This window comes from Holdemania sp. 1001095H_141210_F2 (assembly GCF_015558105.1).
Lineage (GTDB): Bacteria > Bacillota_I > Bacilli_A > Erysipelotrichales > Erysipelotrichaceae > Holdemania.
Window position 1 is genome coordinate 1 of record NZ_JADNPO010000019.1, and the last position, 13,139, is coordinate 13,139.

The following is a 13,139-nucleotide window of genomic DNA, read 5'->3' on the forward strand; positions in this document are numbered from 1 at the left end:
TTTTATAAAGGTGTACCTTTATAAACGGCAGACAATTTCAGCTATTCAAGGGAGGGGATAGCTGTTTTTGTCTTTCGTGCCAAACGTTTGTCAAGGAGGAATTAAAAACGTGAATTATGGCTATGCGCGAGTATCTTCTCGAAGTCAGAATCTGGATCGCCAGATTGAAGAATTAAAGGCTTTCGGCTTGACGGAATCGCAGCTTTATATTGATCAGCAGAGCGGCAAGGATTTTGACCGTCAGGCTTACCGTCAGTTAAAAGAAGTTCTGCGGCCGCAGGATTTATTAGTGATCAAAAGTATCGACCGGCTGGGCCGCAATTATCAGGCCATTCTGGAGGAATGGGCGGATTTGACCAAACGCCGGGACGTTCAGATTGTCGTGCTGGACATGCCGCTATTGGATACCCGCAGCCGCCCGGATAACCTCGTCGGCTGTTTCATCAGCGATCTGGTGCTCCAGATTCTCAGCTTTGTCGCGGAGAATGAGCGGATCAACATTAAGACCCGTCAGGCGGAAGGGATCCGGATCGCGAAGGAAAAGGGTAAGCACTTAGGCCGCCCCCGCTACATCCCGCCGGAAAACTTCAGCCTTGTGGCCGCCCGTTATCTGCGGCATGAATGCACGCTGCAGCAGGCTTTAGATCAGCTGCAAATCAAAAAAAGTACGTTTTATAAATACATCCGGAACCTCGATGCAGTATAATGAAGTTAACAAATGGATTGAACAGCGGACGCCGTTGTGAATCATAGAAAGAGGATTGTTATGAAATACAGAGAAAAAGGGAAAATCCCGGCGCGGACTTCCTTGCTGGGCTTCGGCTGCATGCGTTTCCCCGTCAACGAAGATGGAAAAATCAATCGCCCGGAAACGATGAAAATGCTCGACTACGCCTACGAACATGGCGTCAACTATATCGACACCGCCTATCCGTACCACAACTTTGAAAGCGAGGAAGTCGTCGGCCAGTGGGTCGCCACCAAACCCCGCGGCAGCTTCTACCTGGTCACGAAATCACCAACCTGGATGTGCAAGGACATCGCCGATTTCGATCGGATTTTAGAGGAACAGCTGACCAAGCTGCAGACCTCCTACATCGACTTTTATCTGCTTCACGCCTTAAGCCGCGAGCGGTGGGAGCACATCAAGGAAATGAATCTGCTTCCGCATCTGAAATCCGTGCTGGACAGCGGCAAGGTTCGCCGGATCGGCTTCTCGTTCCACGACGATTATGAGGTCTTTGAGGAAATCCTCAACGCTTACGACTGGGACTTCTGCCAGATTCAATTCAATTATATGGACACCGAGATTCAGGCGGGATTGCGCGGCTACGGGCTGGCAAAAGCCAAAAATATCCCGATGACGATCATGGAGCCGGTCAAGGGCGGCATGTTAGCGAACGTTCCGGAGGAAATCCAGGCGGAATTCCGGCGCGTCCATCCGGATTGGAGCGACGCTTCCTGGGCACTGCGCTGGGTCGGCGGCCACGACAACGTGCAGACCGTGCTTTCCGGCATGAGCACGATGGAGCAGGTCATCGACAACGTCAAGACGTTCAGCGAAATTGAACCGCTGAACACAGAAGAACAAGCGACCATCGAACAGGCTCGCCAGCTGTTCCAGGCCCGGATTCAGGTGCCGTGCACCGGCTGCCGCTATTGCATGCCATGTCCGTTCGGCCTGGACATTCCGAAAAACTTCCGGCTGTTAAATACCGCTCACGTCTACAATGTCCACGCGGCCCAAAAGGAAAGCTACGACGCGCTGGACGTCACCGCGAAAGCATCCCATTGTCAGAAATGCGGCGCATGCAAAACCAAGTGTCCGCAGCACATCGACATCCCGACGGAAATGGAAAAAGTCGTGCGGGAATTTGAAAAATAAGCTGAGAATTACGGCGGAGGCGTTCCGGATTATCACCCGGATCAAGTCCGCCTTTTTCTTTTACCCGGAGTGCGCTATAATGAGAAAGGAAAAACAAGAAAGAGGAAAATACCATGAGTCTTTTAGGGATCTCTCTCTACCCGCATCTGCAGTCAGAAGCGGTGATGAAACAACAATTAAACCTGGCGGTCACGCTCGGTTACAGCCAGGTCTATACAACCGTCCAATCGCCCCAGGCCTGGAACGGACCGACACAGTTAAAGCCGCCGTTTCAATGGCTGATCGGTGAATGCCGGAAGCTGGGGCTGACGCTGCATGTCGACATTAATCGCCGCGTCATGGAACAGGTCGGCGCCCAACCGGACGATTTATCGCCGTTTGTCCGTCTTGGCATCCGGATCATCCGTCTGGATTTCGGCTTTGAGGAAGATCACGAGCTGGTCGCGCAGATGACCTGCAACGAGGATGGCGTATTGATCGAAGACAACGCGTCGATGCAGGCGGAACCGATCAATCGGATTAAGGCGATCCAGCGCCATGGCAACCTTGAAAATTACATCGCCGTGCATAATTTCTTCCCGCATCCGGACACCGGCATGTCGTTTACCGACACGTTTAAAAACGCGAAGCTGTTTAAAGCCTGCGGCATCCGTACCGGGGTATTCATCAACTCGCTGGACGCCGACAACCTGTTATTCCGGTATGGCCACGGGTTATGCACGGTGGAAAATCACCGCTACAAACCGGCTTATTTAAGTGCCGGGGAACTGACGGCAACCGGGATGTTCGATTACATCTTTTTCGGCGATGGCAATCCTTCCCGCACCGAAATGGAACAGGTTCAGGAAATCGTACATCATCATTGCGTTTCCGTTCCAGTCTACTTTAATTCCCGGCTGGATGATGAGCTGCGTCAGAAGCTCTTGAACGTGGTACTGAAATCCCGCAGCGATCAGCCGGAATTCATCCTACGCGCCACGCAGACCCGCGGCTTGGGACATGTCCCAGCTCATCCGGGATCGGATCGCGATAAACTGTGCATCACCCTCGATAACGAATTATCCGGCAAATATGAAGGCGAATTGCAGATTGCCTTAAAAAGCATGCCGGGTGTGGAATATGCCACGGTGATCGGACAGGTAGATATGTTAGCGGAAAATCTGATCTCGCTGATCCGTTATGGCAAGGTTGCCTTCCGGTTAGTGGAAGCGGAAAAGATCCGGAATGCGACTGTGGGTCAGGAACAGACGCATCAGGAGTAATTTCCCAGGCAATATGGAACAAGGCCCCGCTTTCCCTGTCGGACAGTTCCCGCGGATGGCGCTGACCTTCGCCTTTCACTCGCCAAGACTTCCGGTTTACGGATGCTTTAAAAACTACGCAAGCAGCTCTCAGGAACACTCTGAAGCTGCTTTTTTCTGTTCCTTGTTCATGAAATAGAGCAGAATAGACAAAGAAAAAGAATGCTTGAAATGACAGTGGATAACGCTGAGAAAGCAGCTAGAACACGAAAAAACCGCAATCCGGCAGGGACAGCTTGTCCTCCATACCGATTGCGGTTTATTAAATTTTTACAATGCGATGCGATAGCGCAGCCGCAGCCGTTCTTTGCCTGTCAGCGATTTCCGGTTGGCGTAAATCTGTTCGATCACAGAAATCAGGACGCGTTGTTCATGGGGCTGCAGCGACTCTTGAGCATAGATCAGCTTTTCAATCAACGCCTGCGCCCGCAGAATATCCGCTTCCGCGATCCCCGGCAGTTTCTGATTCAGCCTCCATGCGGTAAGCTCAGCTTTCCAGCCAGGCTGATAAGGAACTGCCAGAGCTTTCATCAAGCTGCCGATCAGCTTGTACAATATTTCATCCCGCGCCGAAGCGTCTTTCCAACGCCGCCGCCAGCGGCTTATCCGCAGCTGACGCCGGACTTCCAGCACGATCAGCAAGAACAGAACAAAATCGCACAAAAGCAGGATTGCTCCAAGAACACCGCTGACTGGCGAAAGCAGCGGCGTCTGGGGTTCGGTTGGTTGGGAAGCGAGATCGTCCAACAGCTCGCCCGGATCTTCCGAGTCCTTCAAGGCTGCCGTCATTTCAATATCCTGCGGTTGTTCCGCCATCTGCAGCAATGCAAATGTATCGTAATAACAGCCGGGAGTTACATCGACAGGAATCCAACCCAAGCCATCCAGATACACCTCGCACCAGGCATGGCTGTCCTGAGCGGTCAGCTCTGCGATCCCCCCGGCGCTGATCTGTTCTCTGGTCAGCCGGTAGCCTTCCGCGTAACGGGCTGGAATTCCCATAACACGAAAAGCCATGACGGCCGCAGAGGCGTACTGCACTGCATTGCCGGTTCGGCTCTCGCTTAAAAACCAGCGGACCGGATCCGCTGACTGCGGCGTTTGCGGCGGTGTTTCGGCATATTGAACCTGCTTTTCCAGAATATCCCGAATTCGCGTCACAGCCTCATAAATTCCCGGAGAGCTCATCGGTTCCTTGAGAAACAAAGTGCGGATCAGCGACTCAGTTTCCGCATCGACATCCAGATAATTCTGATAGACAAAACTACGGTAGACGGCTTCAGCCTGAATGTATTGACGCTGCGCATCCGTTTGAGGTGCTTTTATCCAATCCGGGGCGTGAAGCAGTTCGCCCGGCTGATCGCCAGACCATTCGACAAACTCCCCATGCCGAAAACCCAACAGAGCGTTGGCATGATAGCCCATATCCAGCCAGCTGCGGACTGAACCTGTTATAGTGTCTGCTTCCACTGAATAAGGAAAGTAGGAATATTTCCGATTTGCGCCGTGATTGGCCACTTCTATCCGATTTGCCTGCAGCGGGGTATCCGGATCCAGCCTCAACGTTGCGGCTGACTGCGCCCCGACGGGGAAGTTCTCCATTTCCAGCCACTTTAACATGCCTTCATTGCTTCCGGCATAGGCCGCTTTCTTCAGCGCCAGCCACCGGCCCCCTTCATACCGGCCGCCAATATAGCCGCGCAGATAAAAGGTTTTCAGCTGCTCCGTCGTAACCGTCAGCGTCGCTCCTTCCCCGCTTAATAAACGATCCGCTTTCCAAACATCGCCCTGCGGCAGGGAATCCCCACCATAGCGCAGCGTATCCAGATTGGCAAAGAGATCCTTCCGCAGCCGCGTCATTTCCATTAATTCCTGATTCTTTCCGATGAATGTCAGAAGCAGCGCGCTGATCACGCCAAGCCAGAGCCAGCGTTTTCCCACAGACGCCGCGTTGACCCATTGAAGCCAGAGAGCTGCAATCCCCGCCAGCATCAGCACCATCGCCCAGGAAGACACACAGCGTAACCGCAGCCCGGGCATCATCAGAAGCAGAACGGTCAGTCCCATCCGGCCCGGATGGCTGCGCCATGTCCAGATCAGAATCGCAAATCCGCTCATCAAGACGGTGAAAAAGATCGAATAAGAGAAACGTGTTAACAAGGGATTAGCCAGAATATTCCGGGCGTCCTCCTCATAGACATTCCAGGCCTGAATCAGGCCATTCACGCACGCCACCAGTCCGGAAACCAGCCATGGCAAAAGAAGCAGCGTCAATCCCAGCCATGCCAGCCACAGGCTTCGGCAAAGCCGCAGCCGGCTGGTTTTCGTCAATCCCGCCTGCAATCCAAGCAGCGCGGCGCCAACCAGCCACGGACCCCAAAGGCCGCTGACTGGTCTTGCGCAGATCACAGCCAGCTGGGCGGCAAAACCGGCAAGCAGAAGAAAACCCGCGATAATCTCCATCGCGTAAACAATTTCTCTTTCGGTTTTCTTCCGACGCCCTTTTTCACTCATGCTCTCTCTCCTAAATCATCAACTGCACGGCTGCGTTGTCCAATGCGGACAGCGGCAGCTCAATCTGTTGGCAGCGCCCTTTTTCACTCATGTGGATCGTCTGTTGATCCGCTCTGACAGTAATCGCCGTCACGTCCAGCTGCGGATCCAGCGAATTCAGCATCCGCGGGAAATCCCCGGCCGTCACATAAATCATCTTATTGTATTGCTTCCAATCCCCCAGGCCCGCGAACAAGCGCAGGCCATTGCCCGGACTTGAAGGCAGACGCAGATGAATCCAGAATGCCGCCAGCTGAGCGCCGTCCTGAACTGAACGTACCGGTTTTGACGCCAGCTGATTTTCTGCCGCAAACACCGCCTGATGACCTACACCCTGTTCGATCAGCTTCTGACTGAACGATAACGCCAGTTCCACGACAGCGGAAAGCACTGTCGGCTCCTGATTTTCCAGACTGGCGTCCAACATCAAAATCGTATCGTAGTGACTTGTATCACTGGCTTCCTTGACGACCATCGTATCGAGCTTACTGGAAAGCTTCCAGTGGATTTGACGGATATCGTCCTGCGGTTGATAATCGCGCAGATCGAACACCTCGCTGGGATCGCTGCCTTTGCGGTTTTCATAGACGGTTTCCCCTTCCAGAATCCCATGCGGCATCTTTGTGATCTTTAACTGGACCGGCACTGACTGCGGATAAACCGTCAGGCTCTGGCTGGACAGCGGAGGCAATCGGAAAGCGCACAGACCGAACAGATCGCTGACCCACAGCGCCTGACAGCTCATTGAATATTCGCCGCAGCAATCCGGAATCCACTCGACCGCGGCCTCCCGTTTCTTATCCAGCGCAAAAACCGCGGATTGTTCTTGAATTTGTCCAATCAGATGATTTTCAACCGTCAGCTGAACATGCAGCTGGCCGGCGGCCAACAGGGGAAAACGATTGACGATTATGCGATAGAACGTTTTTTCTCCCCGCAAAATGCTGCCATCCAGACAGACCTCAAAGCGCATCCGTTTGACATCCAGAAATAACAAGATCGCCAGGACCGCCGGTAAACTCAGTCCCAGAAGCAGGATCAGAAACACAAGCCGGCTGCTGAAAAACCACGTCAGAAGCAGACAGGTCATTAAGAAAACGACGTAAGCACGCCGGCTTTTCTTCATGCCCGGGCGCCTCCCGGTTTCTGCGGCGGCGCAATTTCATCCAGGACCGCATTCATCAAAGCCTTCGGCATAATTCCTTCTACCCTGGCCTGCGGACGTAAAATCAGACGATGCGCACAGACGTCGTTAAACACAGCGCGGACATCCTGCGGCAGCGCATAATTGCGGTCCATTAATACCGCATGGGCTTTGGTCATCTGCGTCAGCGCCAAAACACCGCGCGGACTCACGCCCAGCTCAATCGCCGGCAGCTCGCGCGTCCGTTCGCACAGGCGGATCAGATAATGCAGCACATCGTCATGAATCCGAACGGAAGTCAGATAATTCTGCACCTCGCGGATATTCTCGCGGGATGCGATTTTCTGGATCTCATCGAGCGGGTTCACATAACGGCGGGCTTTGAGAATCCGCACCTGATCCTCCGTTGCCGGATAACCGATCGAAAGCCGTACCATGAAACGGTCCATCTGCGATTCCGGCAGCGGCTGCGTGCCGGTCGTTCCCAACGGATTCTGCGTTGCGATGCAGATAAACGGATCAGGCAGCCGATGCGTCGCACCATCAACGGTGACGCGATGTTCCTCCATGGCTTCCAACAGCGCGGATTGTGTCTTCGGCGACGTCCGGTTGATTTCGTCTGCTAACAAAAGGTTGCAGGCAGCCGCGCCTTCACGGTATTCAAATTGATTCGTCTGGCGGTTGAACATGCTGAAACCAGTGATATCGGAGGGCAGCGTGTCCGGCGTAAACTGAACTCGTTGATAATCCAGCCCCAGCGCTTTGGAAAAAGCCAGGGCCAGCGTTGTTTTTCCCACGCCCGGGCAATCTTCCAACAGGATATGGCCGCCGGCATAGATCGTCATCAGCACCTTGCGGATGATTTCATCTTTCCCGGTAAACGCTTTGGAAACTTCGCGGATAATTTGTTCCGATTGTTCAATAATCATGACTGTCCCTCCTGTGTCTGCGGTATTGCCTCTGATGGCGGCGTTGCTTCAATCGACGGCGGGATGACCGCCGGATCATTGTTCTCTATTGCTTTGGGCGGAATCGAATCCGGTGCGGCCGTTGATTCCGGAATGGGCGCTGTTGCCTCGGGAGTCGGAATTGCCGGATCCCATTCTGGCGCAGATTCTATTTCCGGAGAAGGTTCGGGACTGAGGGACGCCGCGGGCTCCATCAAAGAGGTCGCAGGCCATTGTCCCCCAAACAGCTGCCAGGCTCGCCGCTCGCCCTCATCCAGTTCCCCGGCAGTCATTTCATCCGGACTTCCATAGCCCATTAATTGTGTTTTCCACTGGTCGACATACGTTTGCGTCCAGGCTGGATCGGTCAATGTGACATGGAAATCTTCCGGCAGCGCGTCGCCGAAATAAAATGGCATTGCGTAGCTCGGCACGACCAGCGTCGGCGGCTGCGGATTGTGAAAAATCGCTTCACTCAGCTGAGTGCATCCATAGAAAACTTCAGTTCCCAACGCCGTCAGACTGGCGGGCAGATCAATGGTTTTTAACGCCGTATTGGCAAAAGCCGCTGTGCTGATCATGTCGATCGCGCTGTCCTGTGCAAATTCAACTGTCGCCAGCGAGACGCATCCTTCAAATGCAGAATCTTCTATCTGCGTCAGAGAGCTGCCGGTAAAGCGGACAGCTTCCAGATTCACACAATTCGAAAAGGAACGGATTCCAATATACTCCAGACCTTCCGGCAAGATGAACGTTCCGGAGTACCCTGAATTTTCAAACGCGGAATCCATGATCCAGGTCAGTTCTTCTCCATTTGTTAAGGTAAACGGATTGGCGCAGTCTTTAAACGCCGCCTCGTCGATCCCCCGCGTATGCGGAAGCAGCGGAATTTCGCCAGCCGCATTCCAAGTAGACTGCAGAACTGCCAGTGCCTGGGGATCCAGATCTTCGCCCCAGCCATACAACAAGCCCGTCTCCCCGACCTGTTCCAGAGAATAATGATGATTTGCGTAATGGAAACTATAGGGATATTCATAGTTGAAATAGGTATCTTCCGGCGCGAACCCCGGTATTGAAGGCTGATAGTCATTGACAAATTCCGCATGACCGGCATTGAATGCCGCAAAATGCAGTTTGGGTGCGCCTTCCAGCGCCTGATCCTGCACGGTGATTGCGGTCGGATTCAAGCTGACCAGTCCTTCCAGCTTAAGACAGTCGGCAAAAGCATGCCTGCCGATCGCTACCACGCTTTCCGGAATCTCCGCCGCAAACAGCGCAGCGTTGCCGGCAAAGGCCCGGCTGCCAATTCGGGTAATTCCCTGCGGCCAGTCCCCGGCGCTTAAGAATGTCGGACACATTTCCGCGCTTAACAGAATCCGTTCCTGGTCCAGCGTCAGAATTTCAAAGTTGCCTTCCGCTTTGACGCTCAGCTCTGCGGCGGTCCGCAGCATCTGCGGCTGCTTCTCCAGCAGTGCCGCCCAGCGGCTGCGATAGCTCTCCGCCTGAGCTTCGCTGACCCAGGCGCTGACCGCGGTCAGATCCGTAAAGCTGTCCGGCTGAATTTCCGGCGCTTCGCCCAGACACACGATCTGCGGAATATTCGCCGTTATACTCGCGGAATCCAACTGGCTTACACTTGCGGGCAGCAGAAGCAGTTCTACGTTTTCCAGATTTTCCAAGGCGCCTGGCAGAATTTCAACGACGCCCTCAGGAATTCTTACAATCCCCTCGGCGCTGGCAAGCATGCTTAACAGCTGCGTACCGTCTTCCGAAAGCAGCGCTTCACCTTCAACCCGATACCGAATCGCCTGGCCATCGTCGCGGACCAGCTGATTATCGGCAAGCTGACTGCCCCAGCGGGACAAATACCGCCACTCCGTTCCCGAAGGCACTACAATTTCCGCGCCGTGAAGCTGGCTCAGATCCATTTCCACTGGCTGATCAGAGGTCAGAATCAGCCGCTGAATGTGATTTCCCGTCGTGAGTTCTACCGCCTCGACTTGCTCGTCCAGCGTTATTTCCGTGCGGGATAACGGGATCTGAAGCAGGCGGGTTTTCGCTTTGTTGTAAAGCAGACCATCTTCTGAACTCAGATACAGATTTCCCGCATCCACGCTCCAGGCAAAGCGCGGCGTCAGTTTCTGATTGCTGATTTTATACACGGACTTCGGCAATGAAACCGTATCGACGGAAGCCGAAAGATCAACCCACTGCACGCCTTCTGACACGCTCAGCTGTTCTGCCGGTTGGACAAGTCCGGTCAGCGTTTGCACATATTCCAAATAGGCAAAAGAATTTTCATCAAAATCCTGCTGCCAAGATATTTCCTGATTGGCGTCCAGCTCTGCCAGCGGCAGCGGAACAAGTACCTGCCGGCCGGCATGATCCGGGACAAACAACGGATTGACCGCAGTTTTCCCATCCAGCGACCAACCTAAGAATAAGGTCTTCAGCGGGCCTTCCTGCGGCAGCATGGAGTGATAATAATGAATCAGATTGATCTTCTGGCCCGGACTGTAGGTAGTCAGATAATCGCCCGCCTGCCAGTTTTGAACAAAAATCTTATAGGACTGGATCGTATAGTCGACCGTGATCGTCTGCCAGGGACTTTGCGGATTCCGCCGGATCCGGAACGCTACTGTAAAGTCCTCAAGCGCGACCGGCGGATAATCGCCAATTTCAAAATTTTCGCCATAAGCTTCAATCCGGTAGATCTCGCCGCCCTCAAAAATATAAAAATTCGCAGCACATAACAATTTCCAGTCGTCCAATACCGCGCCATAATAAATCAGGCTGAGATCTCCTTCATAGACGTTGACTTCGAGTTTCTGATCGCTTCCCTGCGAAATTCCCTCTTCCGGAAACGGCTTTGTCCCCCAGAGTTCAAAGATGTCCGGCGGCAGCTCAGGCACCGGATCGGGATCGACAACCGGCTCAGGTTCCGGTTTATGGTCAGGCACACTCCCGCCTTGATGACCGCCATCGGGCTTAACGATTACATGCTCGCTGTCCGGATCGATCACGACCTGCGCGCCTTGCCCTTCCCCGCCGATGACCAGCTGATGAGCATCGTTCGCTTCCGTTTTCTGCAGCGTATCGGCGACCCCGGGATTCTGTTTTGGTTTCTGCGTATTCTCAGCGTCCGGATCCTGCTTTAAAAGATCGTTATCATTTTCACCGCCTGCCTGTGTGCCAAGCTGTTCCTGATCGGAGAACTGAATTGGGTTCTCCTGAAATCGTTCGTTCAGCGAAATCCGGGAAGGATCAAACAGGCTGCCGGCCTGATAGATTTTCCACAGTGCCAAACCGGCGATGATCCCCGCCGCGATGCCGACAACCGTCAGCCCGATTCGCAATCTTATTTGTTTTTTATCGTTCATAGGTAATCCCTCGTTTTCAGCGCGTCAGCCAGTGTTTTCTGCATTTCTTCAAAATTGATCGGCTTGGAAAAATGTCCATTCATCCCGGCTTCCAGCGAAGCGCGCTGATCCTCGACAAAAGCGTCGGCGGAAAGAGCGTAAATCAAAATCTGGCGGGCATCCTCGCGGGGTAAAGCGCGGATGGTCCGGGCCGCCGTTCTTCCATCCATCACCGGCATCTGGATATCCATTAAAATTGCGTCGTACGTATGCGGTTCATGACTTTCAAACATCGCGACCGCCTGCGCGCCGTCCCGGGCAATATCCAGCGATGCTCCTGCCATTTCAAGCATGCTTTCGGCAATTTCCGCATTGATTTCATTATCTTCAGCCATCAGGAAGTGCCGCCCCTGCAGCGAGGTGGTTCCGGAAGCGGCTGCCGGCGATGGCACACGTCTGGTTTTCACGGTCTGATCCGCGGCGATCGGCAGGTTCAGCAGGACTGTAAAATCCGTACCCTGTCCCGGCGTCGTATCAACGACAATTTCGCCGCCCATCAGCTGTACAAGCTGATCAGTAATCGCCATCCCCAGACCCGAGCCGCCGTATTTTTTCGTAACTTCCGTGCTTTCCTGTTCAAATGGATGAAACAGATGGCTGATAAACTCCGGATCCATGCCGATTCCCGTATCATGGACGCGGATTAAAAGATCCAGCCGGCCGTTTAAGCGCTGCATCTGACGGAAGGTTACGCGGATTTCCCCATGCTCGGTAAATTTTACGGCATTGGAGATAAAATTGATTACCACCTGCGAAATTCGCAGTTCATCTCCGATTAAATTATGCACGTCAAAATCCAGCAGCTCGACAATAAACTGCACGCCTTTGTTCTCCACATTTTTCTGAAACAGACTGCGCAGTTTTTCCGCTAAATCCTGAATGTCGAATTCTTTTTCTTCCAGCTCGATCCGCCCGGCTTCAATGCGCGACATGTCGAGAATATCGTTGATCAGGGAAAGCATATACTGAACTAATTCTTCCGCTTTGTGCAGATAAACGATGGCCGGCGCGTTTTCGTCGAGCGCATGGTGAGCCAGCGTCAGCATGCCGACAATGCCGTTCATCGGCGTGCGGATTTCATGACTCATCTTGGACAGGAACGTCGTTTTCGACTGGCTGGCGGCCTCGGCTTCTTCCAGCTGAACTTCCAATGCCCGCATCGTTTCATGATTTTCCGTCCAGTCTTCAAACAGAAAGATGTCAGCCGTCTGATCCTCGCTGCGCTGTACCGTCAACCGCAGCCACCGATTGGAATTTACTGTCTGAAATTGCTGATGGAGCAGCGCAGTCCCGTCCCAGTTCTGGTAACGTTTTAAAAAAGCCCGGCTTTCCGCAGGATCGCCAATGTCCATCAGCTTTCGAATATCGCTCTTCAGCTCTGAAAATGAAAGTCCCGTAAGCGCGCTGAGACCGCTGGACGCCGCCAGCGGCATCTTGTCGCTTAAACGCAGCGTCAGCAGCGCCGCTTTCGTTTGTTTTAAGAGCAGAGCGTCGCCCTGATTCCGGGCAGAGGTTTCGATCTTGTCCTGCTTTTGCTTTACCTGTAAGCGTTGCCATACAGACAACAGAAAAAGCGCGGCCAGCAGCTCCGCAAGAAAAAATAATCCCAGCATCAAGGCTGGCTCAAGCTTTGTCAAAAGCGTCCCCATCGTCATCTTACCCTCTTTCGGCAAGTAAATTGTTATCGTTTTCATTTTAACATCATTCCTTAAAGAAGTATAGAAAAGCAACTAATTTGGTCAAGATTCAACCCGTTTTGGACAATTCTTATTCTCCTGACCGTTGTTTGAACTCCAATCCCGGGCAAACAGGCCCTGATGTTCCCCCTTTAAAGCACCGATCAGATCCTGATTATGCGTAACGGCGACATCGTGGAACGTGGAAATCATC

At 53.2% G+C, this 13,139-nt stretch carries 8 protein-coding genes; 3 read left to right on the plus strand and 5 right to left on the minus strand.

Annotated features, from left to right (window positions below; translation table 11 throughout):
- Window positions 1-109: 109 nt before the first annotated feature.
- From I2G61_RS11290 to I2G61_RS11300, 3 genes are all read left to right on the plus strand, one after another.
- On the plus strand, window positions 110-706 hold the full coding sequence (locus I2G61_RS11290) for a recombinase family protein (RefSeq protein WP_072682993.1): 597 nt from the start codon (window positions 110-112) through the stop codon (window positions 704-706).
- 60 nt (window positions 707-766) lie between these two features.
- On the plus strand, window positions 767-1,885 hold the full coding sequence (locus I2G61_RS11295; protein WP_072682992.1) for an aldo/keto reductase: 1,119 nt from the start codon (window positions 767-769) through the stop codon (window positions 1,883-1,885).
- A 113-nt stretch (window positions 1,886-1,998) separates the two neighbouring features.
- A complete protein-coding gene (locus tag I2G61_RS11300) occupies window positions 1,999-3,147 on the plus strand; it encodes a MupG family TIM beta-alpha barrel fold protein (RefSeq protein WP_195548282.1) in 1,149 nt (382 codons plus the stop codon).
- A 309-nt stretch (window positions 3,148-3,456) separates the two neighbouring features.
- Here the strand turns inward: I2G61_RS11300 and I2G61_RS11305 are convergent, their stop codons facing one another.
- From I2G61_RS11305 to I2G61_RS11325, 5 genes are read right to left on the minus strand one after another with little or no spacing between them, the layout of a single operon-like run.
- The gene (locus tag I2G61_RS11305) at window positions 3,457-5,700 is read right to left on the minus strand and encodes a transglutaminase family protein (protein ID WP_072682990.1); all 2,244 of its coding nucleotides are present in this window, start codon (window positions 5,698-5,700) and stop codon (window positions 3,457-3,459) included.
- A gap of 10 nt (window positions 5,701-5,710) precedes the next feature.
- Window positions 5,711-6,865 carry a DUF58 domain-containing protein gene (locus tag I2G61_RS11310; protein ID WP_072682989.1) on the minus strand — a complete coding sequence of 385 codons (1,155 nt, stop codon included), beginning with the start codon at window positions 6,863-6,865 and terminating at the stop codon, window positions 5,711-5,713.
- Window positions 6,862-7,812 carry a MoxR family ATPase gene (locus I2G61_RS11315; RefSeq protein ID WP_195548283.1) on the minus strand — a complete coding sequence of 317 codons (951 nt, stop codon included), beginning with the start codon at window positions 7,810-7,812 and terminating at the stop codon, window positions 6,862-6,864. Before I2G61_RS11315 ends, I2G61_RS11310 begins: the two co-directional genes overlap by 4 nt.
- Complete coding sequence (locus I2G61_RS11320) at window positions 7,809-11,210, minus strand: leucine-rich repeat domain-containing protein (RefSeq protein ID WP_195548284.1); 3,402 nt, start codon at window positions 11,208-11,210, stop codon at window positions 7,809-7,811. The genes I2G61_RS11315 and I2G61_RS11320 overlap by 4 nt, the downstream gene beginning before the upstream one ends.
- Window positions 11,207-12,943, minus strand: coding sequence for an ATP-binding protein (locus I2G61_RS11325; protein ID WP_195548285.1), 1,737 nt, complete (start codon window positions 12,941-12,943; stop codon window positions 11,207-11,209). The genes I2G61_RS11320 and I2G61_RS11325 overlap by 4 nt, the downstream gene beginning before the upstream one ends.
- Window positions 12,944-13,139: the final 196 nt, after the last annotated feature.

Bases quoted from the DNA above. Each gene is read 5' to 3' on its own strand.
- I2G61_RS11295 (WP_072682992.1), top strand. From the start codon at position 767: ATGAAATACAGAGAAAAAGGGAAAATCCCGGCGCGGACTTCCTTGCTG.
- I2G61_RS11300 (WP_195548282.1), top strand. From the start codon at position 1,999: ATGAGTCTTTTAGGGATCTCTCTCTACCCGCATCTGCAGTCAGAAGCG.
- I2G61_RS11305 (WP_072682990.1), bottom strand. From the start codon at position 5,700: ATGAGTGAAAAAGGGCGTCGGAAGAAAACCGAAAGAGAAATTGTTTAC.
- I2G61_RS11310 (WP_072682989.1), bottom strand. From the start codon at position 6,865: ATGAAGAAAAGCCGGCGTGCTTACGTCGTTTTCTTAATGACCTGTCTG.
- I2G61_RS11315 (WP_195548283.1), bottom strand. From the start codon at position 7,812: ATGATTATTGAACAATCGGAACAAATTATCCGCGAAGTTTCCAAAGCG.
- I2G61_RS11320 (WP_195548284.1), bottom strand. From the start codon at position 11,210: ATGAACGATAAAAAACAAATAAGATTGCGAATCGGGCTGACGGTTGTC.
- I2G61_RS11325 (WP_195548285.1), bottom strand. From the start codon at position 12,943: ATGAAAACGATAACAATTTACTTGCCGAAAGAGGGTAAGATGACGATG.